This window comes from Cellvibrio sp. ATLC23, from assembly GCF_057196725.1.
The window spans coordinates 1-26,288 of sequence record NZ_JBXUOS010000012.1 but is presented as its reverse complement, the minus strand read 5'-3'; the positions used below and the strand labels follow the sequence as shown (position 1 = coordinate 26,288).

Genomic DNA, 26,288 nt, shown 5'->3' with positions numbered 1-26,288 from the left:
TGGAAAATGTTTATGAAAAAAACGCTGCACTCTTTTTCAAAACGGGAGTCACAACCGGAATCACGGCACAAGGCGCGCAAACGTTTTGGGCAAAACTTTTTGATCGATCACGGCATTATTCGCGAAATCGTGCGCGCGGTACATCCGCAAAAAAATGATCTGATTGTAGAGATCGGCCCAGGCAAAGGCGCGATTACCCAATTGCTCGCCGACAGTTGCGACAACCTAAGTGTGATCGAACTGGATCGCGATTTGGTGCCTTGGTTGAAAGTTAAATTCGAACATCACCCGAATTTTAACTTGTTCCAAGCAGATGCGCTGCAATTTGATTTTGCACAATTAATTAAAAACGATCAGCCGCTGCGCATAGTTGGCAACTTGCCGTACAACATCTCAACACCGCTGATTTTTCATCTGCTCACTTATGCCAATCGCGTGCAAGATATGCACTTTATGCTGCAGAAAGAAGTGGTGAAGCGTATGGCGGCGCAACCGGGTGATAGCGCTTACGGTCGTTTGGGGATCATGGTGCAATACTATTGTGCGGTGGAAGATTTGTTTGATGTGCCGCCTACATCGTTTGATCCTGCACCCAAAGTGGATTCAGCCATTGTGCGCTTGACCCCGCACGCACAGTTGCCGCATGTAGCAAACAATATTAAAAGTTTGGAAACATTGGTAAATGTCGCGTTTCAACAGCGCCGCAAAACCCTGCGCAATTCACTCAAACAATTATTGAGTGCTGAGCAAATGGAAAGCCTGCCAGTGAATTTACAACTTCGTCCGGAAGAAATCAGTTTGCCTGAATATGTCGCCATGAGTAATTTGCTTGGCGAGCTTTCATTGAATGGCCAAACCTTGAAAGAGGCTGACTAAAATGTCGGATATACAAGTATTAGTGCGCACCAATTATATGGCCAGCCAATCACTGCCGCTCGAACATCGCTATGTGTATACCTATACCATCACTATCGCGAATAAAAGCGACGTGCCCGCGCAATTGATTAGTCGCCACTGGCGCATCACTGACGCTAATGAAAAACTGCAAGAAGTGCAGGGTATGGGCGTGGTGGGTGAGCAGCCTCATTTAAAACCGGGAGAAAGCTACACTTACACCAGTGGTGTTATTCTTGAAACCGAAACCGGCATTATGGAAGGCACTTATCATATGCGCGCAGAGGACGGTGTTATGTTTGATGCACCGATTCCCACCTTTGCCTTAGTGCCGCCACACGCTGTGCATTAAATTTTACCTAAAAACATTTAATAAAAAAATCGGCAGGTATTGATATGGCAACCTATGCAATTGGGGATATTCAAGGTTGCCTTGAACCACTGCAATGCCTGTTAGCAGAAATTAAATTTAATCCACGCCACGACAAACTCTGGCTCGCGGGCGATTTAATTAATCGCGGGCCAGACACTCTCGCTACTTTGCGCTTTTTATATCGGCTGCGCGATTCCGTTACTATCGTATTGGGCAATCACGATTTGCATTTTATCGCCGTTTATTATGGCCTGCGTAAGCTCGGTAAAAGCGATACGCTGGATGAATTATTGCGCGCCCCCGATTGTGCTGATTTGGTCTATTGGTTGCGCCAGCAAAAATTAGTACATTGTGATCCTGCATTAAATTTCACCATGGTACATGCCGGTATTCCACCGCAGTGGGATTTGGCAGAAGCATTGGCTCGCTCCCGCGAAGTTGAAAACGTTTTGCAGTCAGACAAAATAGAACATTTTTTAGCGGGTATGTATGGCAATTTGCCCAGTCGCTGGAGTGATGATCTTGCTGGTGTTGATCGCTTGCGTTTAATCACTAACTATTTTACCCGCATGCGTTTTTGCAGCGCTGAAGGTGAATTGGAGTTGCAAACCAAAGAGAGTGCGGATGCCGCGCCGATTGGGTTTGCACCCTGGTTTTCATTTTCTGCACGTAAAACGCGCACGCAAAAAATTATTTTTGGTCACTGGGCAGCACTGGAAGGTCATACAAATACTAAAAATGTATACGCGCTTGATACCGGCTGTGTATGGGGTGGTTCGCTCACGGCTTTGCGCTTGGAGGATGAACGCAAGTTTTCCTGTGATTGTCTTGCATAACGGTTTTATACGCCCGGTTTAATTTTTCGCTTAATGAATAAGCGCAATTTGTAACACTCTGTATCGTTCAGTTTCAATTCAATTTTCTCCCGCTAGTATGCCTCCAGCATTACTACAAATGCTGTTGTCTATATCAGAGGATAGATTATGAAATTGAAATTATTGTCCATCATTATTACTGCTGGTTTTTTAACATCGCCCTTCGCGCTTGCTGCAACCTACCAAAGTGAATTATCGGCTTTTTACGAGGATATTGACGTAACAGACGGCTCTGAAGAGGGCTATTCTGTTGGTCTTGAAGGAGCCTATTATCTTTCTCCCGTAGACACAAAAAACCATCCCCTTGCAGAAGCTGCTTTTGTTGAAAAAGCGAGCAGCGTCTATATCAACCTTACCAATTATGAATTTAAAGAGTCGGGCGACCGTTTAGATATTTATCACCGTGCGCTAGGTGTTGATTTTTATATTCCCAACACGATTTTTTATGTGGGTGCTGGTGTTAATCAATACAAATCAAAATATTCTTTACCGAGCGATGAAAGTTTTGATGCAGCTAGCTTTTCGTCAAAATGGGATTCCTCCTGGTTTATAAAGGCGGGTGTTGCTCCAGTTACAGGGTTGTTGGTTTGGTCGGAATTTGAAGAAGATGTTGATGTGTCTGAGCAGTGGAATATTAATGGTAAGTACGTTATTCCTTTCGCCGGTGAACAGGCGTTAAACATTGAGGCCAGTTATGCCTATCAGGATATCTACGGCGCTTCAGATACAATTAGGGTGGCTGCAGATTATTATTTTGATCGGCATTTGAGTTTGGGGGCTGGCTTTGTTAATTCTTCCTATGATGGCGATGAATTTAACGATAGCGACACCAGGACGGACTATTTTATTCGCGCGCGTAATTACTTTACCGATAATGCCAGCTTGGAACTGAGTTACTACGATGGAGATTTTGAAAATCGTTTAATGTTAGGTGGCACTATTCGTTTTTAATTGATTGCGGATAGTTTGTACTTAACTACTGATTTGATTCGTTAATAAAACGCCAAGGGTTAATTCTCTTGGCGTTTTTTGTTATATAAAAGCAATTGTTTATTGCTGGAATTTTGTTTTAAGGATATGTCTTGCGTTTTAATGCGATGGGTTTATAGTTAATCCATTAGGTAGATTTGCTTTTTCAGTAGTTTTTAAACTTAACTACAATATGAAGTAATGCTGCCGATAATTGTTAGAAGTGAGGTGTCCGGGTTTCTGGTACGTCCTGTGTTCTGGCTGTATGTCTTTGAATATAAAAGACTTGGGTATTTGAAAAGTGATTGTTGTGGGTGCTTTTCAGTAGTTTTCCCCGCCACTTGGCCTAATCGCCATCTCTGTAGTCAGGTCGCACCTTTCGCCGGGTTAGTTCCGGTTTGTTCCTGATCTCTCTCATCGAGTGTTGCTCGATATTTTTTTGCGTAAGTATCTATAGTTGTATGCTTGTTCTATGTGCAATGCTACGCAAATGTATGAACAGGTCTTGGGGTTTTAGGCTTCTGTGAATTATGCAGATAGTCGTGCTCAACTGTTCATTTGCGATTTCGATAAAAGCCATAAGCTACAAGAAGGAGTCGTGCAGTGAAATGCCATGTGTGCCTAATAAATAATAAATTGCAGTATTGGATTGGTCTGTTGTTGTTAGCCCAAATCAACGGGGTGTTTGCGCAAGACCCAAAATATAATATGCCACGCGGCGTCACAGATATCAGTCATCAAGTCTATGACTTGCATATGATTATTTTTTACATTTGTTGTGCGATTGCCGTAGTTGTTTTTGCATTAATGTTTTGGTCTATCTTTCATCACCGAAAGTCAAAAGGTGCGCAGCCTGCCCAATTTCATGGCAGTTTGAAGGTTGAAATAATCTGGACTGCAATTCCCGTCTTAATTCTGATTGCAATGGCTATTCCTGCGAGCAAAACCTTAATTGCGATGGAGGATACGTCTGATGCCGACCTCACGGTATTGGTGACTGGTTCTCAGTGGAAGTGGCACTATAAATACCTTGAGCATCCCATCGAGTTTTATTCATTGCTCGCGACGCCGCGCGACGAAATTAATAATCTCGCCACTAAGAACGATTTATATCTGCGTGATGTTGATAAACCGTTGGTGCTGCCGACAGGTAAAAAAATTCGTTTTCTGGTCACTTCCGATGATGTTATACACTCCTGGTGGGTGCATGATTTTGCGATCAAAAAAGATGCTAACCCTGGCTTTATCAATGAAACCTGGACCAAGGTGGATAAGCCGGGAATTTATCGTGGGCAATGCGCCGAGTTGTGCGGAAAAGATCACGCCTTTATGCCCGTAGTGGTGGATGTGCGCAGTCCTGAGGAGTTTGATCGTTGGGTCGCTGAACAGCTTGAATTGCAGGAAAGGTTAAAAGCAGAAGAGGCGGCGCGCGGCATGATGGATATGCAGGAATTGATGACGCTTGGCCAAAAAATGTATGAAGCACATTGCGCCGCATGCCATCAGGTATCGGGTGAAGGGCTTGCGGGAGCAATTCCTGGGCTCAAGGGGAGTCTGATTGCGACAACAGATATTCCTGCACATATTCGCATCGTAGTGGAAGGAAAGGCCGGTACGGCGATGCAGGCTTATGGTAAGCAGTTAAGTAATTCCGAACTGGCGGCGGTCATCACGTATGAGCGTAATGCTTGGGGTAACAATACCGGCGATATGGTGCAGGCTGCCGATATTGCCGCGATCAAAGAGGGAGAAAAATAATGAGCACAGAAACTTCCCATGCGCTTGGCCCGGCTGATCATCATGACCATGATCATAAACCTAAGGGCATTACCCGCTGGCTGTACACCACTAATCATAAAGATATAGGTACGCTTTATTTATTGTTTTCTTTGCTGATGTTATTCATTGGCGGAATTTTAGCGATGGGAATTCGCGCTGAATTATTTCAGCCAGGTCTGCAGTTTGTTGATCCACATTTTTTTAATCAGTTAACAACGGTTCATGGTTTGGTGATGGTGTTTGGAGCGGTAATGCCAGCGTTTGTCGGCTTGGCCAATTGGATGATTCCGCTGATGATTGGTGCACCCGACATGGCGTTGCCGCGCATGAATAACTGGAGTTTTTGGATACTCCCGTTTGCCTTTACTATTTTGCTTTCTACTTTTTTTATGGAAGGCGGTGCACCAGCGGCAGGTTGGACTTTTTACGCGCCCCTCTCAACGACTTACAGTACCGATAGCACTGCATTTTTTGTATTTTCTGTGCACTTGCTTGGTATATCTTCAATCATGGGGGCGATGAATGTCATCGTTACCATTTTCAATTTGCGCGCCCCAGGCATGACTTGGATGAAGTTGCCGCTATTTGTTTGGACCTGGTTAATTACCGCTTTTTTGTTGATTGCGGTGATGCCTGTATTGGCAGGTGCAGTAACCATGGTGTTGACCGATAAATATTTCGGTACCAGCTTTTTTGATGCGGCTGGCGGTGGTGATCCGGTGATGTTCCAGCATATATTCTGGTTTTTTGGTCACCCCGAAGTTTACATCATGATCTTGCCCGCTTTCGGTATAGTCTCCAGCATTATTCCCACATTTGCGCGTAAGCCTTTATTTGGCTATGAATCTATGGTTGTCGCAACGGCAAGTATTGCGTTTCTCTCTTTTATTGTCTGGGCGCATCATATGTTCACTACTGGCATGCCGGTAGCTGCCGAATTATTTTTTATGTATACCACTATGTTGATCGCAGTGCCGACTGGTGTAAAAGTATTTAATTGGGTGGCCACTATGTGGCGCGGCTCAATGACTTTTGAAGTGCCGATGATGTTTGCTGTTGCATTTATTGTGTTATTTACCATTGGCGGCCTGTCCGGTTTGATGCTCGCGATTATCCCTGCCGACTTTCAATACCACGATACCTATTTTGTAGTGGCACATTTTCATTATGTTCTGGTGACCGGTGCGGTATTTGGCATTATCTCCGGTGTGTATTATTGGATTCCAAAGTGGACCGGGGTGATGTATAGCGAACGCATTGGCCAATTCCATTTTTGGTGTTCATTAGTATCCGTCAATATGTTGTTTTTCCCTATGCATTTTGTCGGCCTTGCGGGTATGCCGAGGCGTATTCCTGATTACGCATTACAATTTGCTGATATGAATGCGTTTATCAGTATTGGTGGATTGTTGTTTGGTTTATCGCAATTAATTTTTGTGTGGATGGTGGTGCGCTGTATGTGCGGCAAAGGCGAGAAAGCCACTGCGCAAGTATGGGAAGGGGCGCAAGGATTAGAGTGGGAGATTCCATCGCCCGCGCCATATCACACATTTCAAACGCCTCCGCAGGTGAAATAAGCGTTTATTCATTGTTCGAGTAAAGCATTGTTGGAGTAAGACATGGTTTCTCACAAGGTGATAATGCGTAATTTGATGTTGATTTGCCTCGCGATGTTTGCGTTCGGGTTTGCATTAGTGCCGCTTTATGATGTGTTTTGTGAATTTACAGGTCTTAATGGAAAGACTGCTGCAACTGCTGCGGCCACATCAAAACGAATAGATGAGAGTAGAAGTATTACAGTTGAGTTTCTAGCGTATCGCGATCCTGCTATGCCGTGGGATTTTGCACCGGAGATACAGCGAGTTCACTTACATCCTGGGCAAATAAAGCAGGTGAGCTTTTTTGTGGAAAATCATACCGATGAGGCAATGGTAGGGCGTGCAGTTCCTTCGGTATCGCCCGGTGAGGCAGCTCGATACTTTAAAAAAATAGAATGTTTTTGCTTTGTTGAGCAGCCATTGGATGCGCATGAGCGCAAGGCAATGCCTGTGCAATTTTATATTGATCCCGAGTTACCAAAACAGTTTTCAACTATCACCTTATCTTACCGTTTGTATAAAAATACTCCACAGACGGCAAGCCGTTAAACAGTCTGTGCGAATGGAGGAATAACCATGAGTGACAGCTATCAACGCTATTATGTTCCAGAGCAAAGTGTGTGGCCAATTGTAGGCGCAGTTGCCTTGTTTTTTATTGGCTATGGTTCCGCACTGTGGATAAATGCTTTGGCCAAAGATCAGCATGGTGCAGGTTTGTATATGCTGGTGGCGGGGTTTGCGCTCTTGTTTTATATGCTATTCGGTTGGTTTAAAAATGTAATCACGGAGTCTGTGGCCGGGCTTTATAGTGCGCAGATGGATCGCTCATTCCGCCAGTGTATGAGTTGGTTTATTTTTTCTGAAGTGATGTTTTTTATGGCGTTTTTTGGCGCGCTCTTTTATGCCCGGGTTATTTCTGTGCCTTGGCTAGATGGAGCTGGTAATAACGCTATGACTGGTGAAATTCTTTGGCCAACATTCGAGGCAATCTGGCCCTTAACCAAAACACCGGGCGGTGTAGAAACTCAAGCTATGCCTTGGGATGGGATTCCCTTATACAACACTCTAATACTGCTTGTTTCATCAATCACCTTGCAGTTCGCGCACATAGGAGTTGAGCAAAAAAAACCGGCACAGTTGGGCTTTTTCATGATGCTCACGATTATTCTCGGCGTGATATTTCTGTATTTACAAGGTTATGAATATATTCATGCCTATCAGGATCTGGGATTGCAGCTCGATTCCGGGCTCTACGGCAATACATTCTTTTTACTTACCGGATTTCACGGATTGCATGTCACCTTGGGAACGATATTTTTGATCGTTATTTTCTTGCGTATCTTACTTAAAAATCATTTTACGCCTGAGCGCCATTTTGGTTTTCAGGCGGCAGCTTGGTATTGGCATTTTGTTGATGTGGTATGGCTGAATTTATTTGTATTCGTCTATGTTTTGTAAGCCACTAATAAGGACGAGGGTTTGGTGTGATGACCCCAGTCACTAAAAGCACGATCAAGAGTAATACAACTAAAGCTGAAAAGATCAGGCGCCGACCGAGAAACTTTGACATCTTAGGTGCCGCCTCATCATTTTTTAGCATTGCAAATAGTGCTTGAAACAAACTGAAAATAACAATCGCCAATAAAGTTACAAGAATAATTTTTAGCAACATGGAAACACCTTAGCAGGAGTGAGTGTATGACCATTATAGCGTTCAATCGCTATTGGGTAGTTCGCTGGCCATGGGTGTTGGTCAATTTATCGGTAGTGGCGCTGCTCTTAGGTTTATGTTTCTGGCAATTATCACGCGCGGCCGAAAAAACTGAAACCCTTGCGCGTATTGCAGATTGGCAGCAACAGGGGGCGTTAAGCATGGCACAGCTGTCGCACATTGATACAGCGATGGTCGATGGTGTGCAGCTAGAGTTTCGCGCCCGGTGGCTGGAACCCAATGTGTGGCTATTGGACAACCAAATTGTAAATGGTCGTTTTGGATACGATGTGATAATTGCCGTAGAAGAAATTACGGATACCCATTCTTTAAATTCACATAGTGAAACTAAATCGCCTGTGCCGGTGTTGGTAAATTTAGGGTGGCTGGCGGCACCCTTGGCTCGTGAACAGTTGCCTGAAGTGGTTATCCCTGCAGAATTGCAGGTGCAAGGTGTTTATCGCACACGCATCAAGGGTTTGTTGTTGGGTACAAATATTGAGGATCGTGGTAGTTGGCCTATGCGGATCCAACAGCTTGATAGCTTGCAGCTCGCTACTTATTTACAGAAGCCTTTGCATTCGGGTGTTATTTATCAAAATAAAAATTCGCCATTTCTAATCCATTATCGTCCCGTTATTTTGCCGCCAGAGCGCCATCACGCCTATGCATTACAGTGGGGTTTATTGGCAGTGGCAGTGATTGTGATTGCATTAATTGCCAGTGCACGTAAGGAGTTGCCACATGACAAGCCGTAAATTTTTTACCTTATTTATCGCCTGTGCGCTGGTGCCTTTATTGGCAGCTAAAGTCAGTTTGGCGATGGGGTGGTTTAGTCACTCCAGTATTAATAAGGGTGAGTGGCTAGAACGGGATATACAGTTGCTTCCTGTCGCTTCATCTACGGCGGCGCATTGGCGCCTAGTTTATGTGCGTGCAGCAGATTGTAATCAGGAGTGTGAGCAGGCATTACATACACTGCAGCAGCTTTATACTGGGTTAGGTCGCAAGCAAATCAATCTGGAACCGCTGTTTTTAGCGTCGACACACGGGGTTGGCTTTACGCAGTTTCCTGCAGTTAATCTGTTGGTTGGTTCTCAGTCTCAGCCTGAATTGGAGAATCAAATTGTCATCGTAAATCAGAATGGCTTGGTATTATTGCGCTATCCGGTATTTGCTGATGTTGAGCAGATGAAAAATATTGCTAAAGATATTCGTGCGGATCTACTGCGGCTGATGAATTACGACAGGAGTGATGTATGAGTCGTTTTGCTGGCTTGGTTAACTTTACCCTGCTACTGGCGTTGGTAGTGATTATCTTAGGTGCTTATACCCGTTTAACCGATGCGGGTTTGGGCTGTCCTGATTGGCCAGGTTGTTACGGCAAGCTCACCGCACCTTTACATGAAAGGCATGTGGCCGAACTGCAACAACAATTTCCTGATGCACAAATAGAGCCGCACAAAGCACACAACGAAATGCTGCATCGTTACATAGCGGGTTTGTTAGGTTTGACTGTGCTAGGAATTTTTATAGTAAGCCACATAATCAAAAAATTCCGTTTATTAACCGCGATCATTTTAACCCTAGTGGTATTTCAGGCCGCACTGGGTATGTGGACGGTGACACTCAATTTGCTACCGTTAGTAGTACTGGCACATTTGCTCGGTGGCTTTACTCTATTGAGTTTGTTGGCATTGCTACGCATGGAAATTTATTGGCAGCTTCAGGTTAAACAGAAACAATCTTTACCAAGCGAGCCACAGCTTACGCCATTGCTGCCTTTTGCGTATGGGGTCTTGTTGATTTTAATCGCACAAATAGCGTTAGGTGGATGGACGGCGAGTAATTATGCTGCCGCCGTATGTTACGAGTTGCCATTTTGTGAATCAGGTTGGGTTGAGCGATTTTCGGTACAGTCTGCTTTGCACTTGCCGCTCGGTCATGAGACCTATGAGTTTGGCGTGTTACCCTATGAGGCGCGTATGAGTATTCATGTTCTACATCGCATGGGGGCGATATTGACTCTGTTGTCGTTGGGTGGATTTATTTACTGCTGCTGGTGCAGAGCGAACACACGTTTTATGAAAAACATTGCAGTTGTTATAGCAGGCCTATTGCTGTTGCAGTTTACGCTGGGGCTAATCAATGTGGTGGCGAGATTGCCGCTATTAAATGCTGTTGCACATAATGTGGTGGCAGCTAATCTATTAATGCTGTTTGTGGTTTTTGTACGGCAAATATATTTACGGAAAGTGGCTGTCTGTGCGGATTTCTCTTTTTCAGAAAAACATCTTTTGCAACAAGACAATAATAAATAACGATAACTCGTTAATTACGACTAATTATTTGCAGTAGGAGTTGTATATGGGAAGTATCAAAAACGCTGTGGCGCCAGCCCTTGCGCGTAGCGATTTCATCATGAATTTCCGCGATTATTATCAGCTCACCAAACCAAAAGTGGTTGCACTTTTGGTGCTCACAGCTTGGGTTGGCATGATGTTGGCTACGCCTACACCGCCGAATTTTTTATTGGTTGTATTGGCCAGCTTGGGGATTGCTTTAGTCTCTGCTGCTGCCGCTGCGTTTAATCATGTGCTTGACCAAAAAATTGATGCACAAATGGCGCGCACTTATATGCGCCCTTTGCCAAAAGGAAAATTAACCACAGTGCAAGCAGTGGGGTTTGCCTGCCTACTGGCGATTACGGGTTTTATGATTTTGTTGTTGGCCGTTAATACGCTCACCGCGTTGTTAACACTGTTTGGCTTATTTGGTTATGCTGTGGTGTATACCTTGCTGCTAAAACGCGCGACACCGCAAAATATTGTGATTGGCGGTCTTGCTGGCGCCTTGCCACCGGTGTTGGGGTGGACTGCAATTACTGGCAGTTTGAGTGGTGAGGCGATGTTATTGATGATGATTGTATTTACCTGGACGCCGCCACATTTTTGGGCACTGGCTATTCATCGTTGTAACGATTATGCCAAAGCTAATATCCCTATGCTGCCGGTTACTCACGGCATCGAATTTACTAAAACCGCTATTTTACTTTACACATTATTATTGTTTTTGGTGTGCCTCTTACCTTACTTGGTCGGCATGACTGGCATTATCTATCTTGCTGCCAGTATTTATCTTAATGGCAAGTTTATTCATCACGCGTGGAAATTAAAGTTTAGCGCTACATCGGTGACAGCCATGGAAACATTCCGTTTTTCTATTGTGCATTTAATGGTTTTGTTTTTGGTGTTGTTAGTTGATCATTATGCAAAGTGGAGTTTCAGTGAATTACTACAATAAGGTTGGTGCGGCGGCATTTTTGTGTAGCTTGGCTAGTTATAGTGCAGCACAAGTATTAATAGAAGATGCCTGGGTGCAATTGGCGCCACCTGCAATAACAGTTAACGCTGTTTATATGCAAATTCACAATCCGCAACTGCGGCCACAAACCATCGTGAGTTTGAGTGCAGATTGCTGCGCGATGGTGATGTTGCATAATACTCGCAAGATGGGCGATAAAGTAGTCATGGAGCACCTTGACTACTTGGAGCTTCCTGCCCAATCAAAAGCGCAATTGGCGCCTGGCGGTATGCATATCATGTTAATGGAGCCACAAGAAGAGTTGACGCTTGAAAGCAAAGTGAAACTCACTTTTAGTTTTAGCGATGGCAGTACCCAAGAGTTTGACCTCCATGTTAAAAAAAATGATTTATAAGAAACCTTGGCAGGTGTTATATCCAGTAGCAATTGCCGCCAGCGTGGGACTTGGAATTGTATTGGGGATGCAGCATTTTTCTGTTGCATCCCCGCTAACTGCGGCTCAGCTATTGCCAGAACCAAAACCGCTGACCGGATTTATTTTGGAAAATCATCGTGGTGAAGTGGCTAATGAAAATATTTTTCGCGGTCATTGGAGTTTGGTTTTTTTCGGCTTTACATCTTGTCCAGATTACTGCCCGATGGAATTGCAGAAATTAGCCAAGTTACTAAATATGATGGGGGCGGGGGATGAGCTGCAAGTGGTATTCGTATCTGTTGATCCAGAGCGCGACGGGCAAGAAAAACTGGAGAGCTATGTTCAATTTTTTCATTCGCAGATAACTGGTCTACGGGGGAGTAATGTTGAGTTGGCCAGTTTTGCCAAATTTTTTGGCGCAGCCTATGATCGTTCCGCAATTTTAAACAGTAAGGTGTTAAGTATTCCCGCCGGAATCAATATGCCTCTTGAAGTAGGTGAACAATATCAGGTTAATCATTCGACTCGAGTGTTCATGATCAATCCCAGTGGGGAGTTTGTTGGCAGTTTTACGTCACCCTACAGCGTGAAAGATATGTTGTTTGATATGCAAAAATTAATGGGCAGATAGACTTTTAAGTATCATCGGACTACGGCAATCATCATTAATCATAGATGTTGCAGTTATTGAGATTTTTCTTTTGAAATTGATTTGATCTAACTGTACTTAGGAGGAAGGCTGGCACTAACGTATACTTGTAAAAGATGGAAATAGTTTTTTAGTTGTTGAGACCTATCACGATTAATACCGAATAATCTAATAACAGTGTTGGAGACAAACTATGATTTCCCATGTTGCTGGTCTATTTATTCACCCTCATCAAGAGTGGGAAGAGATTCGCGATACCCAAGAAAGCGTTTCCCATTTGTATTTTGCACACGTTCTTTTACTGGCATTAATTCCCCCTGTCTCTATGTATATCGGCACTACAAAAGTGGGCTGGGTGATCGGCAATGGTGCTCCAGTTATGCTGACCGAATCCAGCGCGGCAGTGATGAGCATACTAATGTACTTGGCTATGCTTGCTGGTGTTGCTGTTATCGGGGTGTTTATTAATTGGATGGCGCGTACTTATGACTCGGCCCCTGGTCTTGCGCGTTGTATTGTTTTTGCCGCCTACACTGCGACTCCTTTGTTTCTTGCGGGTTTGTGCGCTCTTTATCCCAATGTAATTCTCACTATGCTGGTGGGCATAGCCGCTGTGTTTTACACGGTGTACTTGCTGTATATGGGGATTCCAATTTTTATGAATATCCCGGAGGATGAAGGCTTCATTTATTCCAGCTCTATTCTCACCATAGGCTTGGTAATGTTTGTATCGATTATGGCCATCACCGTGTTAATTTGGAGCTTTGGGTTTGGGCCTGCGTATACGGGGTAATTACTTATTTGAGTATTAAAAAAGCCGGTGCTGTATTAACAGTACCGGCTTTTTCGTTTGTGACTTATTTGCTAGCGACTACAAACTGGCAAAAACTTCAGCCGCAATTTTAAGTGTGTTGTTAATATCGTCCTCAGTGTGCGCGCCCGACATAAACCCCGCCTCGTAAGACGCGGGAGCTAAATACACTCCGCGCTCCAACATGCCGTGAAAAAACTTATTGAAACGTGGGATATCACAGGCCATCACTTGTTTAAAGTTGGTGACTTTTTTCTCGCTGGTAAAAAAGAAACCGAACATACTGCCAACGTGATTGGTGGTGAAAGGAATGCCTGCCTCATCCGCGAGTTTTTGTAGACCTTCCACTAATTGCGTCGTGCGTGTGCAGAGGATAGGGTAAAAACCATCTCGCTCTAATAGCTCTAATGTTTTTAAGCCTGCGGCCATGGCCACCGGATTGCCTGACAAGGTTCCCGCTTGGTAAACGGGACCGGATGGGGCAATCATTTGCATAATGTCGCGGCGGCCACCAAAGGCGCCGACTGGCATGCCGCCGCCGATCACTTTGCCGAGCGTGATGATATCGGCGTTCACACCATAGTGGCCTTGCGCACCTGTGTGGCCTACGCGGAAGCCGGTCATCACCTCATCAAAAATTAATACGCTGCCGTATTGATCGCAGACTTCGCGCAGACATTCTAAAAAGCCTGGCACTGGTGGTACACAATTCATATTGCCCACTACCGGTTCAACAATGATGCAGGCGATTTGATCGCCGAGCTTGGCATAACATTCGCGCACTTGTTCGGCGTTGTTGTAATCCAAGGTGAGGGTGTGATCGGCCAATACCGCAGGTACACCGGGTGAGCTGGGCACGCCCAGAGTGAGTGCGCCGGAGCCAGCTTTAATCAGCAGCGAATCCGAGTGACCGTGATAGCAGCCTTCAAATTTAATAATTTTGTCGCGCTTGGTGAATGCGCGCGCAAGACGAATGGCGCTCATGGTGGCTTCGGTGCCCGAGCTAACAAAACGCACCATGTCCATATTGGGAATTAAATTACACAGCTTTTCAGCGAGTGTAGTTTCGCGCTCGGTGGGGGCGCCAAAACTTAAACCAAATTTGGCGGTTTCAATAACCGCGTTGATGACTTCCGGGTGGGCGTGACCCAGCACCATTGGCCCCCAACTTTGCACGTAATCGATATAGCGTTTGCCGTCCGCATCCCATACATAAGCGCCTAATGCTTTTTCAAAAAAGATGGGTGTGCCGCCTACGGCTTTAAACGCGCGCACCGGTGAGTTAACACCGCCGGGAATGGTTTTTTGGGCTTGTAAAAATAATTCTTCAGAGCGGCTCATGGTGATTCCTACAAATTAATAAATTTTTTGGTTTGTGCGGTAATATCATCGGCGGAAAATAAACTGTGGCATACAGCGAGCATATCGGCACCTGCGTCCAATAATTGTTTGCCGTTATCCAGCGTAATACCGCCAATCACTGCAATGGGGGTCTTGCCAAATGCTTTACGCGCATCGCTAATTAACGAGACGGGTGCTGGGCGTGCATCGGGTTTGGTATTGGATGAAAAAAACCGGCCAAAGGCGATGTAATTGGCGCTGTCTTTGATTGCTTGTTGCGCGAGTGTCAGTGAGTCGTGACAGGTGATACCGATAATCGCTCGGCTGCCGAGAATAATACGCGCGGCGACCGGATTGGTATCACCCTGACCCAGATGTACACCGTGGGCGCCAATCTCCTGAGCGAGGTTAACATCATCATTAATTAATAATTGCGCCTGATGTTGTATGCAGAGTGCCAGTAAACTTTTGGCTTCAAATAAGCGGCGGATTTGGTCGCCGGATTTATCGCGATATTGCACCAGCTTGCAGCCGCCGGTTAAGGCGGCGGCTACGGCGTAAAATAATTTGTCGCCGGGCAAGAGTTGGGTATCGGTAATTGCGTAGAGTTTGCTGTTCATATTAAAAGGGTTTTACCACAACTAAAATGACAATGCCGACCAACAAAAGTACCGGCAGCTCGTTAAACACGCGAAAAAATTTATGGCTTTTGCTGCAGCGATCATCGCGCAGTTGTTTGAAATAGACGACGCAGGCATGGTGGTAAACGGTAAGCAGGGCTACAAGTGTAATCTTGCACCAATACCAAATCTGGGTGGAGTAATACTCCCAGCCGAGCCAACTCATCCAGACACCAAAAATAAAGGTGGCGATCATTGCCGGGTTGGCTATGCCGCGCAGTAATTTGCGCTCCATAATTTTAAAGCGCTCGCGGCTGATCTCGTCTTCGCTCATGGTGTGATAGACGAAGAGCCGCGGCAAATAAAATAGCGCTGCCATCCAGCTTACAACGGAAATAATATGGAAGGCTTTGATCCAGAGCATGATGTACCTGCGCTAATTATTTAATGGGATGATCGGGAGTGATTTGCCCAGGCGGCGGCTCTATAGCGGTTGTATCAATTGATACGGTTGTAGTAGCCGCGGGTTTTTCTTCTTGCTGAGCTTCTTGGATTTTCTTTTTATGCTGTTTGCCATAACGCACATTGCCGTAAGTTAACAAGAGTGCAGACATCAACACCAACAACATAATCGCGCCGCTGGGGAAACTTTCAATTAACTCTGACTCGGGCAGACTGAGAATTAACAAAATAGTAATGAGTCCTTTAGGTGCAAACCAAAGCAGTGGCTCTATTTTTTTGTCGCCCGCAAAAAAATAGACTATCGCGATGCGAGGAATTAAATAACAGGCGACCAGTGCGGTCGCTAATATCCATACATGGGTATGCATTAAATCGGAAATTAGCGTTGAGTAGCCGAGTAATACAAAAAAGAAAGTGCGAATGACAAATGTGGCTTCGGCGATTAAATGTTTAAATGTATCCAGCTCTTCACCGAAATTGTAACTGCGAATACGTCGTACCAGTGGTAGTGGTTTAACGAGAATAAAATTATTCAAAACCAAACCGACCACCATCACAATAACCAGTGGGGCTAAATGCAGTAATTTTGCACCGGCATACATGAGCGCGATACCGGCAATCATAGGTACAAAACGTACATGAGCTTCAATGCGGCTGATTAGCCAATACAAAACAATAGCGGCGATAAAACCAACAACCAAACTCAGCCCCACTGTGCCGACTGAAGTGAGTGCGCGCAGGCCAAAATTACCTTGCCCTTCCAGCAGCGTGTAAAACAATAACACCCCGGCGATATCGGAAATCGAACTTTCGTAAATCACAAATTCACGTAATTTTGGTGAGAGTGATGCAGCAGCGGGAATGGCTACTGCGCTAGAGATAACGGCCATAGGGACTGCGTATAACCAGGATAAACGCCAATCAACATCAAAGCTGTAGTGGATTAACGCGGCGATTAATCCGCCGGTAATTAACAGCCCCAGTAGCGAGCAAATGGTGGCGCGGGCAATCAGCCCGGAATTTTCCCGCGTGACTTTTAAGTCCAGTGCACCCTCTAACACGATTAATATCAAGCCCAAAGTGCCGATAATTGGCAATAACATATCGAGCAGGGGAATGCTGAAACCAAAATAATCCAACACAATGCGCAGTAAAATCCCGCTAAAAATAAGCAGAACGACTGAGGGGATGCGAGAGTGGTGTGCAAAGGCATCGAACAAGTAAGAGACAATAATGATGCCGCTCAGCGCCAACAAAATCCAATTCAGCAATTCCAAATCTTTATCCTCAAATTAACAATATTAAATACGGTAGTAATTATTGATTTTGTCGCGCGTGATTATGCCTGCGACCTGCGCTTGTGATGTGGTGATATAGCCTGCTTCAACTTTTGCCGCTTCAAGTGTTTGCAGCGCTTCAAATAAGGTGGAGTCATCCGCGAGCGGGATTATATCCAGACGACGCGCCGGTATCTCTAATAAATTGATGGTATCGCTTGCGCCGGTTTCGCCTTGCTGCGCTAAAAAAGCGGCTAAATCCTGACCGGGGATGATGTGTTTGTTATCGTCAAACACCAGCCAGCGTGGGCGATGAGTGAGCAGCGTATTCGCTTCCGCATAAGACAAGGTGCTTGCGCAGATTTTGATATGGCGATCTAACAATTGGCGCGTGCCGGTTTTATTGAGCAATTGTTCCGCAATTTCCGGTGTACGAAATTTGCCTTGGATTTTTAATAAGGTTTCAAATAATCCGTTGCAGCGAAATACCCAGCGGGTAGTGAGGCAGGCGATGATTACCACTAGCATGCTGGGGAAAATAATACCCGGATTATAGGTTAATTCGATAATCGCCATCATCGATGCAAGCGGTGCATTGAGTGTCGCGCCCATCATCGCGCCCATGCCCAGCACCACATAAAAACCAATCGGGCTGGCTGATGCGGGCATCAGGTTGTGCGCGAGTACACCTATGGCACCACCGGCGCAGGCACCTAAAAACAGCAGTGGTCCTATCACGCCGCCGGGCATGCCCACACCCAATACAGCACTGGTCACGAATAGCTTGGCGATGATAATCCCTATTAACAGCCAAAAGCCTTGTTGGCCAGCCAGCGTGCGCTCAATCGTGTCGTAGCCGATACCGAGAATCTCGGGAAAGTAATAGGCGGTGCAGCCGGTGATTAATCCGGCAAAGGCAAAACGCAGCGCGATAGGGCGGTTGAGGGCGAGGCGACACCAAAAGGCTTGCGAGCGAATGTAGAGAGCGGCGAGCAGTGCAATAAAGAAACCGGCAAGCAGGATCAGTGGCATCTCCAGCAAACCGCCCATCTCACCGGTGAGCGGCGCAAAGTTGATGACATTACCAAATACCAAGTGGGATAAGGTCGTGCCTGCGACAGCGGCTAAAATCACCGGAATAAAACCGGCGATGCTGTACTCCATCACCACCACTTCCATGGCGAAAATCACCCCGGCCATAGGGGTATTAAAACAGGCGGCAATGGCCGCGGCGACACCGCATCCCGCTAAGGGGCGCAAGCTGTTGGTGGGTAATTTCATCCACTGCCCTAATAGGCTACCGGCGCCAGCGCCCATATGTACCGCAGGCCCTTCGCGCCCAACCGATTGCCCTGTTAATAAGCAGGCGGCACCGCCAAAAAATTGCACCGCAAAGTTGCCCACGGGCATGCGCCCTTGATGATTTTGCAAGCGGTCAATGACATGCCCAACACCGGTGCCGTGATGGCGCTTGTCGATAAACTGCAGCACTACCCCGATCAGGCACCCGCCGACCAAGGGAAGATAAAAGTGTAGGCTGGGGTCTAGCGCCTCAAAATTTTCAAAGCTGTCGGGCAGCCAGTAGCCCAGTGGTACTTCGATCAGCAGGCGAAACGCAATAATAATCAGACCAGCCAATATGCCGGTGAGTAAGCCAAGCAGTGTCAGCTGGGGTAGGGAGTCTACATCGGCCAAGCGGTCGCGAAAGGTTTCGCGCCAGTATTCCAGCCGTTGAGCGAGTGACAATTTACCTGCTATGGGTGCGGCGCTGCTGGTAGAAATGGGCGGGATATCGTCATTTGGTGTATCGGCCACGGGCATTACCTGCTTATTTGCCCTGCAAAATGGGCAGCTTTTACTTTCGATTTATGGATAAGGCTCTTATGATAGCCGTCTTTAATTTTTCCAAGTTGAATACAGCGGGCAGGATAACAGACTCAGCCCCGTTCAATTAAGCGCAATGACAGTGAACCAATCTATTGGAGGTTGAGGTGATTAAAGCAGCCATCGTTGGCGGAACCGGCTATACAGGCGTGGAGTTACTCCGCTTGCTTAGCAAACATCCACAAGTAGAAGTGACGGTAATCACCTCTCGTGCCGAGGCTGGTACTAAAGTGGCGGAGATGTACCCAAGCCTGCGCGGTCATGTCGACTTGGCGTTTAGCGAGCCAGATGTAGCGGTATTGGGTGAGTGCGATGTCATCTTTTTTGCTACCCCACACGGTGTGGCGCAAAACATGATGGGCGCGTTGATGAATACCAAAGCGCGCATTATCGACCTCTCGGCAGACTTTCGTATCCGCGATGTTCCGCTCTGGGAAAAATGGTACAACCAAACCCACGGCGCGCCCGATTTAGTCGCTCAAGCGGTGTATGGCTTGCCCGAGGTGAACCGCGCAGCGATTCGCACCGCCAAGCTGGTTGCTTGCCCTGGTTGTTATCCTACCGCGACGCAATTGGGCTATCTGCCCTTGATTGAGAATGGCTTGGTCGATCCGACCCGTCTGATCGCTAATGCCGCCAGTGGTGCCAGTGGTGCTGGGCGTCAGGCTAAGATCGACAATCTGTTGATGGAAATCAGCGATAGCTTCAAAGCGTATGGCGTTGCTGGCCATCGCCATTTACCTGAGATTGAGCAGGGCTTGCGCGATGTGCAGCCTGCCGGTGCCGCGCCAGTTGCCCTGACCTTTGTACCGCATTTGTTGCCGATTATCCGCGGTATCCACGCCACACTTTACGCGACACTGCTCGATGCGAACAAGGTGCCCGATTTGCAGGCGCTCTATGAGCAGCGCTATGCCAACGAACCGTTTGTGGATGTGCTGCCCGCCGGTGAATTGCCCCAAACGAGAAGTGTAAAAGGCTCAAATGTCTGCCGCATCTCGGTTTTGCGCCCGCAACAGCGCGATACTGTGGTGGTGTTATCGGTGATCGATAATCTCACTAAAGGCGCTTCTGGTCAGGCAATCCAGAATATGAATATCATGTTTGGATTTGATGAAAAAGCCGGTTTGGATGTTGTGGCGCTGATGCCCTAACGGTTTAATTTGAAGCTCACTATGCGGGATGGCTTAATACCCCATCCTGCCAATAATAAGATGGTCGCTATGAATCCCGCTAAGGCTAAAGTAAAAGGTTCTCCTGTCTACCGTATGAAAGTGGTTCCTCATCGGCCACTCAAAAATGCATTTGTTGTACTGCTATTACTTGCAGTTGCTACTGCCGCTCTCGTCGCCACCTATTTTTATGCCCAAAATAAAGCCAGCAGTGAGCGCCTTTCCCTGCAAGAAGCGCAAGAGTTGCGCGCGCAGCTGGAGACACTGAATCACGAGTTGAGTGAATCAAAGCGCGAATTGGCAAAGTATCAATTAAATGCGCAGGTTGATCATCAGGCAGGAGAAGAGTTACGTAAGCGAGTTATGGTATTGCGCGATGAAAAGGCGGCGCTGGAGCGCGAAGTGCAGGTTTACCGCATTCTGACCTCGAAAAAAAGTACCAATCCCAAGGGGATAAGCTTCGGCATCTTTTCTGTGTCTGCGCTTGCAGACAATAAAAAACAATTCAAACTGGTTGTACAAAAACTGGCGGAAGGTGACGATGATTTTTCCGGGCAGTTGCAGGTATTGGTCGTTGGGCAGCAGGATGGTAACGAGATTAAAAAGTCCCTGCATGAACTCGTTGTGAGTAAAACCGACGCCGAATCTATGGCTGAAAATATCCCCCTGAACTTTAAATTTTTTCAAGCTGTTGAGTGCGAGATAGTGTTGCCAGATGGATTTGTTCCCGCACGGGTTGAGCTGGCAGTTAAGTCAAGCTCAGGCCGCAATCCAGTGACGGTTGAAGCAGACCTTGAATGGCCAGAAATTAAATAGCAGTTGCTAAGGAGCACCCAGATGGCATTTTCTAATAATCACACTCTTATCTCACGCGCAACCAAAGTGACGGGCGATCTTTACTTTACCGGCGAGTTGCAATTAGAGGGAAAGGTAACAGGCAATATCATCGCTGAAGATGAGAAGGATGCAAAAGTGGTGATTTCAGATACTGGCGTAGTAGAAGGGGAAATTCGAGCGCCGATTGTTATTGTAAATGGCAAGGTACAGGGCAATATTTACTCGAGCAAGCATTTGGAGTTGGCGGCCAAAGGCAATGTTACGGGTACTGTACATTACCACTCGATCGAGATGGTTAAGGGTGCCCAAGTCAATGGCAGTATGATCAATAAGCAGCAAGAGTCAGCCAGTGTCTTGGAAATCGCGAGCGCAAAGGCTTAATAGTTGACTGTTTTACTGGGGTAAAGGGATAATAAACATCGCCCGCCGGGCTTTGTTGTTATTCGGAGTAAGTATGTCTACCGCTGAAATCTACGTCCCTCAAGTTGTCACTGTTACCGAGAGCGCTATTGCCAAGGTGCGGAGCCTGATTGAGGAGGAAGACAATCCCGATCTAAAGCTGCGAGTTTACGTCACCGGCGGCGGCTGCTCGGGTTTTCAATATGGATTTACCTTTGATGAAGCAGTGGCTGATGATGATTCAGTAGTGGAGCGCGATGGCGTTAAAGTAGTAGTGGATGCGATGAGCTATCCCTATCTGGTTGGCGCGGTGGTGAATTATGAAGAGGGCTTGCAGGGCTCCAAGTTCGTCATCCAGAATCCGAATGCATCCAGCACTTGCGGTTGTGGTTCTTCGTTTACCGTCTAATCCCACCTTAACAACCTTCCGGTATTTATCCTGCGTGGTAAATACCGCCCAGAATCACCTCTCTTTTTGCTCCCGTTACATCGCAGATATTTCCTGGGCGATGATGGATTGTCTGTTGCGCTAACCATGCAAATGCCATGGCTTCTATCCATTGCGGATCCAAGTCTAACGCTGAAGTGCTTGCTATGACATCTTTGGCTAACAGGCTTTTCAGTCGCTTAATGAGCGCAGCGTTATAAGCGCCGCCGCCGCAAACAAAAATTTCTTTTGGTGCTTGGCTGAGTAGGTCGATACTGTTTGCAATCGTTACTGCTGTGAGTTCAAGTAATGTTGCCTGAATATCAGCGGGTGATGGCGCTGGCGTGCACTTGTGTAAATTCCTCTCCAGCCATACACGATTGAAGCTTTCTCTGCCGGTGCTTTTGGGGGCTTGTAAGGTGAAATAGGGATCTGCCAGGAGCGCCGTGAGTAGTGGAGCATATGGCTGACCGGTAGCTGCCCAATCGCCATGCTTATCGTATGGCTTTCCCAGATGCTCTCCTATCCATGTGTCCATCAGTACATTCCCTGGGCCGGTATCAAATCCGAGTGTTTTCCCTTGTGCAGGTAACCAGGTGATGTTTGCCATACCGCCGATATTAATAATGACGCGATCTTTATCGCGCGTATGAAAGATGGCGCGATGAAATGCGGGGACTAAAGGTGCGCCTTGTCCGCCAGCTGCCATATCGCGCCGGCGAAAGTCAGCCACTGTAGTGATGCCGGTTAATTCTGCGATTAGGTTGGGGTCGCCAATCTGCAGGGTAAACGTACCTTCAGCTGAAGCTGGGGGGCGGTGACGAATGGTTTGACCGTGGCTGCCAATCGCTGCAACTTCTGCTGCATTGACCCCGGCATTGCTTAGTAGCCCCAAGCTTGCCTGGGCAAATAATCTTCCCAAGTCTGCATCAAGTGCCCCCATTCGGTCGATTTCATTCTGACCGGGGAGTGAGAGAGCGTGAACTTGGTGTCGGATTTTAGCTGGAAGGGGGGTTGTGTGACTTGCAATGAGCTGCGGAGTGGATTGCAGATCGACAAGCACTGCATCTATTGCATCAGCGCTGGTGCCGGACATCAAGCCTATGTAGAGCTGGCTCCGAGGCATGAGATATTTAGTTGCTATTACTGCCGCTTTTGGCAACCGCCAAACGGCTGGATGATTTGTACTGATCCAGTTTGGCAATCAATGGACGAGTAGTCTCGTTAAAACGCGCCAGCTCGGTTTTTTCAATGCCGATGGATTTCGGAAGTGGAACGGTAACCGGGTTGCGCACCTGGCCGTTAACATGGAATTCATAGTGCAAGTGAGGACCAGATGCCAAACCAGTGGAGCCTACATAACCGATTATATCGCCTTGGCTCACGCGAGTTCCACTTCGCATCCCTTTAGCAAAGCCATTCATGTGACCGTAGAGGGTTTCAATACCTTGTCCATGCTGGATTATGATGCAATTACCATAGCCGCCTTTGCGTCCAGCAAATGCAATTTTTCCATTGCCAGCTGCGCGGATCGGGGTGCCTCTTGCCGCAGCATAGTCGGTTCCCTTGTGCGCGCGAATGATATGTAGAACGGGGTGTTTACGTGCAAGATTAAAATGTGAACTGATGCGGGCAAACTCAATTGGGGTGCGCAAAAAGGCTTTATGCATGCCGCGGCCATCGGGTGTGTAGTAGTTGCTGGCACCTTGTTTATCAGTATAGCGGACTGCTTTAAAGGCTTTTCCACCGTTGGTAAATTCGGCTGCCATGATCTTGCCGGTGCCGATTCGCTTGCCATCGAGGAATTGCTCCTCGTACATCACTTTAAAACTATCACCTTTTTGAATATCCAGCGCGAAGTCGATATCCCAACCAAAAATATTGGCCAGCTCCATTGTCAGGTTGCTGGGCATGCCCGCGCGTTTACCTGCCATATAAAGAGAACTGTCGATAGATGCTTGACGGAACGCATACTTGATATCGGGTTTTAGGGCAATTTCTTTGCCGGTAAACCCTTTTGCGCCGCGAGTGAAGTGCAGGCTATTTAGTTTATCGATCGTATAGTTCAGGCTCTGTAATTGATCGTTTTCTACCAAAAAAGCCATTTTTTGGCCTGGACGAATATTGCGTAAGCCTTTGGCGTCTTTTGCATCGCTAAACAATTCATAAATACTGCGATCGTTTAGGCCTGCGCGTTTGAATAAAATTGATAAATTGTCACCGTTTTGTATGGTGAACTCTTTCCACTGTGGTGGGGCAGGTTCAATTTCGCGACTACTTGTGGGCTCAGGAGTCGCAGCGAGCGATTGGATAATGGTTTCAACTGCTGGTACGGCGATTGGCGTTGCTTGAGTTTCTATGCCTTGTATTTCTAGCCCGGGGATGTTCTTGCTTTGCGTGCTTACAATTGCGGAGTCGGACGGGGAGCTACTGCCTAAAATGGCTACTAATCCTGCAGATAGTGCCACAGCGGCCATGAGGTGCCCGCGCGGCAGATGTTGAAACAGGGTCGATCGAATGATCGTGTAGTAACTTTTTATTGGAGGCATCGGAAAATATAGTCGCAATTCTTTTATAGATAAGTGATCCAAGAGACAACATTTATAGCAGAAAAAAACGCCATTAACACCCCAAAATTTCATCTTACTGCAACAAGCGCCTGGTTTTGTCTTGTAATTGGGGGAAGATGAGGTATCTTTGCGCGTTTTTGTTCCTAATCGATACATTTTTACAAGCTTGATTGGTGCGTTATGACAGCTATAGATACTAATTTCCTGCAAGAGTTGCAGGAGCGCGGGCTTATTGCTCAGATCGCTGGGGGGGATGCTTTTGCCGAACACCTCAATTCCGGTAGTCGCACGCTTTATTGTGGCTTTGATCCTACGGCGGACAGCTTGCATATCGGCAGTTTGGTTCCTCTATTGATGTTGCGGCGTTTCCAGCTGGCTGGTCACAAACCGATCGCGTTGGTGGGCGGTGCGACTGGTTTAATTGGTGACCCAAGCTTTAAAGCTCAGGAGCGCAAACTCAATACATCAGATGTTGTTGCCAATTGGGTGGATAAATTAAAGAGGCAAGTTAGCCAATTTATTGACTTTGATTGCGGCAGCCAATCTGCTGATGTGGTTAATAATCTTGATTGGGTTGGAAAAATGGACGTGCTGAGCTTTCTTCGCGATGTAGGTAAGCATTTTTCCGTTAATAACATGATTAATAAAGAGTCCGTGAAGCAGCGCCTCGATCGTGAAGGTGAGGGTATCTCTTTCACTGAGTTCACTTATATGCTGTTGCAGTCCTATGATTTTGCTGAGCTCTATGCACGCAATAGTTGTACCTTGCAGATTGGGGGTAGCGATCAGTGGGGCAATATTACTGGCGGCACTGATTTGACGCGTCGTATGCATGGGGCGCAGGTGTTTGGCTTGACTATGCCGTTGGTAACAAAATCAGATGGCACAAAGTTTGGAAAAACGGAAACGGGTACTGTCTGGCTGGATGCTACAAAAACCTCTCCTTATGCCTTCTATCAATTCTGGCTGAATACTGCGGATGCGGACGTCTACAAGTTCCTGCGTTACTTCACTTTTCTTTCTGTGGCGCAAATTGCTGCCATAGAAGCGGAAGATGCAGCTCGTCAAGGTAAGCCTGATGCGCAGCGCATCTTGGCAGAAGAGGTTACGCGGCTCGTCCATGGCGATGCCGGCCTACAGGCTGCCCAGCGCATCACTCAAGCGTTGTTTAGTGATGAATTGGCAGGGTTGAGTGAGTCTGACCTATTGCAGTTGCAGCAAGATGGACTTCCATCGTCGAAATTAATTCGTGCAGATATTGTTGATATGCCGCTTACTCAGTTATTAGCTGATGCAGAGTTGGCTGCATCAGGAAAGCAAATTAAAGATGCGCTGGCCAGAAGTGCTGTTTTTATCAATGGTGCAGCTAAGTCTATCGATGACAATATGCAATCTGCTAATTGTTTTGCCTCGGGGGACTCTTTTTTCGGTCGCTTTTATATCGCACGAGTAGGGAAAAAGAAGTATCACTTGTTTGAGGTTGTATGATTTTTGTTGTGATTGGTGATTCATTGATCTTGTGTGAATTTAAAGTGCATTAAATTCCAAAAAGAGCTTGCGCAAGGGTGGTCGGGTTCGTATAGTGCGCGCCCTTGCCGAGCCGGGGTCAGCCGCGAAAGCGGAGTGATTAAAAGGTGCGGCAAGAATGTAAAAAGTTAATAAAATTAACGCTTTACAAAGTAAAAAAATAGCGTAATATACGCGCCTCGCCAAACGGTGAGTGGTAACGAAAAGCGAAAAGCTGAGTGTTTTAAGCGAGTTACCGGCAAGCGAAATCTGAAAAAGAAAACGCTTGCGAATAGTAAGAAGGTGCGTATAATGCGCCTCCCACGGTTGAGCCGAAGCGCTAACCGGTTTTTTAACAAGACAGATCAAGCAATGCGTGTGGGCACTTGCGGATG

At 46.6% G+C, this 26,288-nt stretch carries 29 protein-coding genes; 20 read left to right on the top strand and 9 right to left on the bottom strand.

Annotated elements, in window-relative coordinates:
• The first annotated feature begins 12 nt into the window (after positions 1 to 12).
• From rsmA to AC2CG4_RS16870, 8 genes are all read left to right on the top strand, one after another.
• The gene (gene rsmA, locus AC2CG4_RS16905; protein WP_484487389.1) at positions 13 to 876 is read left to right on the top strand and encodes a 16S rRNA (adenine(1518)-N(6)/adenine(1519)-N(6))-dimethyltransferase RsmA; all 864 of its coding nucleotides are present in this window, start codon (positions 13 to 15) and stop codon (positions 874 to 876) included.
• Position 877: 1 nt separating this feature from the next.
• Complete coding sequence (gene apaG, locus AC2CG4_RS16900) at positions 878 to 1,246, top strand: Co2+/Mg2+ efflux protein ApaG (RefSeq protein WP_484487388.1); 369 nt, start codon at positions 878 to 880, stop codon at positions 1,244 to 1,246.
• 44 nt (positions 1,247 to 1,290) lie between these two features.
• Positions 1,291 to 2,103 carry a symmetrical bis(5'-nucleosyl)-tetraphosphatase gene (locus tag AC2CG4_RS16895; RefSeq protein WP_484487387.1) on the top strand — a complete coding sequence of 271 codons (813 nt, stop codon included), beginning with the start codon at positions 1,291 to 1,293 and terminating at the stop codon, positions 2,101 to 2,103.
• Between the two features lie 147 nt (positions 2,104 to 2,250).
• On the top strand, positions 2,251 to 3,093 hold the full coding sequence (locus AC2CG4_RS16890) for a putative porin (protein WP_484487386.1): 843 nt from the start codon (positions 2,251 to 2,253) through the stop codon (positions 3,091 to 3,093).
• 621 nt (positions 3,094 to 3,714) lie between these two features.
• Entirely contained in the window at positions 3,715 to 4,869 is a 1,155-nt protein-coding gene (gene coxB / locus AC2CG4_RS16885) for a cytochrome c oxidase subunit II (RefSeq protein WP_484487385.1), read from the top strand.
• Positions 4,869 to 6,467 (top strand): cytochrome c oxidase subunit I, encoded by a 1,599-nt coding sequence (gene ctaD, locus AC2CG4_RS16880; RefSeq protein WP_484487384.1) that lies wholly within the window; start codon positions 4,869 to 4,871, stop codon positions 6,465 to 6,467. Before coxB ends, ctaD begins: the two co-directional genes overlap by 1 nt.
• A gap of 42 nt (positions 6,468 to 6,509) precedes the next feature.
• Positions 6,510 to 7,037: a cytochrome c oxidase assembly protein gene (locus AC2CG4_RS16875; RefSeq protein WP_484487383.1), complete on the top strand. Its 528-nt coding sequence runs from the start codon at positions 6,510 to 6,512 to the stop codon at positions 7,035 to 7,037.
• 27 nt (positions 7,038 to 7,064) lie between these two features.
• Positions 7,065 to 7,946 (top strand): cytochrome c oxidase subunit 3, encoded by an 882-nt coding sequence (locus AC2CG4_RS16870; protein WP_484487382.1) that lies wholly within the window; start codon positions 7,065 to 7,067, stop codon positions 7,944 to 7,946.
• A 4-nt stretch (positions 7,947 to 7,950) separates the two neighbouring features.
• Here the strand turns inward: AC2CG4_RS16870 and AC2CG4_RS16865 are convergent, their stop codons facing one another.
• Positions 7,951 to 8,160, bottom strand: a complete 210-nt coding sequence (locus AC2CG4_RS16865) for a DUF2909 domain-containing protein (RefSeq protein ID WP_484487381.1) — start codon at positions 8,158 to 8,160, stop codon at positions 7,951 to 7,953.
• A 26-nt stretch (positions 8,161 to 8,186) separates the two neighbouring features.
• Between AC2CG4_RS16865 and AC2CG4_RS16860 the strand changes: the two genes are divergently transcribed.
• The 7 genes from AC2CG4_RS16860 (at position 8,187) to AC2CG4_RS16830 (ending at position 13,380) form a co-directional block, all read left to right on the top strand.
• A complete protein-coding gene (locus tag AC2CG4_RS16860; protein ID WP_484487380.1) occupies positions 8,187 to 8,957 on the top strand; it encodes an SURF1 family protein in 771 nt (256 codons plus the stop codon).
• Positions 8,944 to 9,462 carry a hypothetical protein gene (locus tag AC2CG4_RS16855; RefSeq protein ID WP_484487379.1) on the top strand — a complete coding sequence of 173 codons (519 nt, stop codon included), beginning with the start codon at positions 8,944 to 8,946 and terminating at the stop codon, positions 9,460 to 9,462. The genes AC2CG4_RS16860 and AC2CG4_RS16855 overlap by 14 nt, the downstream gene beginning before the upstream one ends.
• Positions 9,459 to 10,520 (top strand): COX15/CtaA family protein, encoded by a 1,062-nt coding sequence (locus AC2CG4_RS16850; RefSeq protein WP_484487378.1) that lies wholly within the window; start codon positions 9,459 to 9,461, stop codon positions 10,518 to 10,520. Before AC2CG4_RS16855 ends, AC2CG4_RS16850 begins: the two co-directional genes overlap by 4 nt.
• A gap of 46 nt (positions 10,521 to 10,566) precedes the next feature.
• Positions 10,567 to 11,502 (top strand): heme o synthase, encoded by a 936-nt coding sequence (gene cyoE, locus AC2CG4_RS16845; protein WP_484487377.1) that lies wholly within the window; start codon positions 10,567 to 10,569, stop codon positions 11,500 to 11,502.
• The gene (locus tag AC2CG4_RS16840) at positions 11,486 to 11,917 is read left to right on the top strand and encodes a copper chaperone PCu(A)C (RefSeq protein WP_484487376.1); all 432 of its coding nucleotides are present in this window, start codon (positions 11,486 to 11,488) and stop codon (positions 11,915 to 11,917) included. The genes cyoE and AC2CG4_RS16840 overlap by 17 nt, the downstream gene beginning before the upstream one ends.
• Entirely contained in the window at positions 11,895 to 12,569 is a 675-nt protein-coding gene (locus tag AC2CG4_RS16835; protein WP_484487375.1) for an SCO family protein, read from the top strand. Before AC2CG4_RS16840 ends, AC2CG4_RS16835 begins: the two co-directional genes overlap by 23 nt.
• A gap of 211 nt (positions 12,570 to 12,780) precedes the next feature.
• On the top strand, positions 12,781 to 13,380 hold the full coding sequence (locus tag AC2CG4_RS16830) for a Yip1 family protein (protein WP_484487374.1): 600 nt from the start codon (positions 12,781 to 12,783) through the stop codon (positions 13,378 to 13,380).
• Positions 13,381 to 13,458: 78 nt separating this feature from the next.
• Here the strand turns inward: AC2CG4_RS16830 and hemL are convergent, their stop codons facing one another.
• Genes hemL through AC2CG4_RS16805 form a run of 5 tightly spaced genes read right to left on the bottom strand, consistent with a single transcriptional unit; the run spans position 13,459 to position 18,919 of the window.
• Positions 13,459 to 14,739, bottom strand: coding sequence for a glutamate-1-semialdehyde 2,1-aminomutase (gene hemL, locus AC2CG4_RS16825; RefSeq protein WP_484487373.1), 1,281 nt, complete (start codon positions 14,737 to 14,739; stop codon positions 13,459 to 13,461).
• Between the two features lie 8 nt (positions 14,740 to 14,747).
• A complete protein-coding gene (gene thiE, locus AC2CG4_RS16820) occupies positions 14,748 to 15,359 on the bottom strand; it encodes a thiamine phosphate synthase (protein WP_484487372.1) in 612 nt (203 codons plus the stop codon).
• Position 15,360: 1 nt separating this feature from the next.
• Positions 15,361 to 15,783, bottom strand: coding sequence for a protoporphyrinogen oxidase HemJ (gene hemJ, locus AC2CG4_RS16815; RefSeq protein WP_484487371.1), 423 nt, complete (start codon positions 15,781 to 15,783; stop codon positions 15,361 to 15,363).
• A 16-nt stretch (positions 15,784 to 15,799) separates the two neighbouring features.
• Positions 15,800 to 17,098: a cation:proton antiporter domain-containing protein gene (locus AC2CG4_RS16810; RefSeq protein WP_484487370.1), complete on the bottom strand. Its 1,299-nt coding sequence runs from the start codon at positions 17,096 to 17,098 to the stop codon at positions 15,800 to 15,802.
• A gap of 24 nt (positions 17,099 to 17,122) precedes the next feature.
• The gene (locus tag AC2CG4_RS16805; protein WP_484487369.1) at positions 17,123 to 18,919 is read right to left on the bottom strand and encodes a chloride channel protein; all 1,797 of its coding nucleotides are present in this window, start codon (positions 18,917 to 18,919) and stop codon (positions 17,123 to 17,125) included.
• Between the two features lie 170 nt (positions 18,920 to 19,089).
• On the opposite strand from AC2CG4_RS16805, the gene argC reads away from it, so the two are divergent.
• From argC to erpA, 4 genes are all read left to right on the top strand, one after another.
• The gene (gene argC / locus AC2CG4_RS16800) at positions 19,090 to 20,136 is read left to right on the top strand and encodes an N-acetyl-gamma-glutamyl-phosphate reductase (protein WP_484487368.1); all 1,047 of its coding nucleotides are present in this window, start codon (positions 19,090 to 19,092) and stop codon (positions 20,134 to 20,136) included.
• A 69-nt stretch (positions 20,137 to 20,205) separates the two neighbouring features.
• The gene (locus tag AC2CG4_RS16795) at positions 20,206 to 20,970 is read left to right on the top strand and encodes a DUF6776 family protein (protein ID WP_484487367.1); all 765 of its coding nucleotides are present in this window, start codon (positions 20,206 to 20,208) and stop codon (positions 20,968 to 20,970) included.
• Between the two features lie 21 nt (positions 20,971 to 20,991).
• Positions 20,992 to 21,372 carry a bactofilin family protein gene (locus AC2CG4_RS16790; RefSeq protein WP_062058802.1) on the top strand — a complete coding sequence of 127 codons (381 nt, stop codon included), beginning with the start codon at positions 20,992 to 20,994 and terminating at the stop codon, positions 21,370 to 21,372.
• Between the two features lie 73 nt (positions 21,373 to 21,445).
• Positions 21,446 to 21,799, top strand: a complete 354-nt coding sequence (gene erpA / locus AC2CG4_RS16785; RefSeq protein WP_310067074.1) for an iron-sulfur cluster insertion protein ErpA — start codon at positions 21,446 to 21,448, stop codon at positions 21,797 to 21,799.
• A gap of 25 nt (positions 21,800 to 21,824) precedes the next feature.
• Here erpA and AC2CG4_RS16780 read toward each other — a convergent pair whose 3' ends face one another.
• Entirely contained in the window at positions 21,825 to 22,943 is a 1,119-nt protein-coding gene (locus AC2CG4_RS16780) for an anhydro-N-acetylmuramic acid kinase (RefSeq protein WP_484487366.1), read from the bottom strand.
• 7 nt (positions 22,944 to 22,950) lie between these two features.
• Positions 22,951 to 24,294, bottom strand: a complete 1,344-nt coding sequence (locus tag AC2CG4_RS16775; protein WP_484487365.1) for a peptidoglycan DD-metalloendopeptidase family protein — start codon at positions 24,292 to 24,294, stop codon at positions 22,951 to 22,953.
• A 273-nt stretch (positions 24,295 to 24,567) separates the two neighbouring features.
• Here AC2CG4_RS16775 and tyrS point away from each other — a divergent pair, with 273 nt between their 5' ends.
• The gene (tyrS, locus tag AC2CG4_RS16770; RefSeq protein WP_484487364.1) at positions 24,568 to 25,875 is read left to right on the top strand and encodes a tyrosine--tRNA ligase; all 1,308 of its coding nucleotides are present in this window, start codon (positions 24,568 to 24,570) and stop codon (positions 25,873 to 25,875) included.
• Between the two features lie 39 nt (positions 25,876 to 25,914).
• On the opposite strand, the gene AC2CG4_RS16765 is transcribed toward tyrS, so the two are convergent.
• Positions 25,915 to 26,288: hypothetical protein (locus tag AC2CG4_RS16765; RefSeq protein ID WP_484487363.1), on the bottom strand; the 374-nt coding region annotated here is incomplete at its 5' end.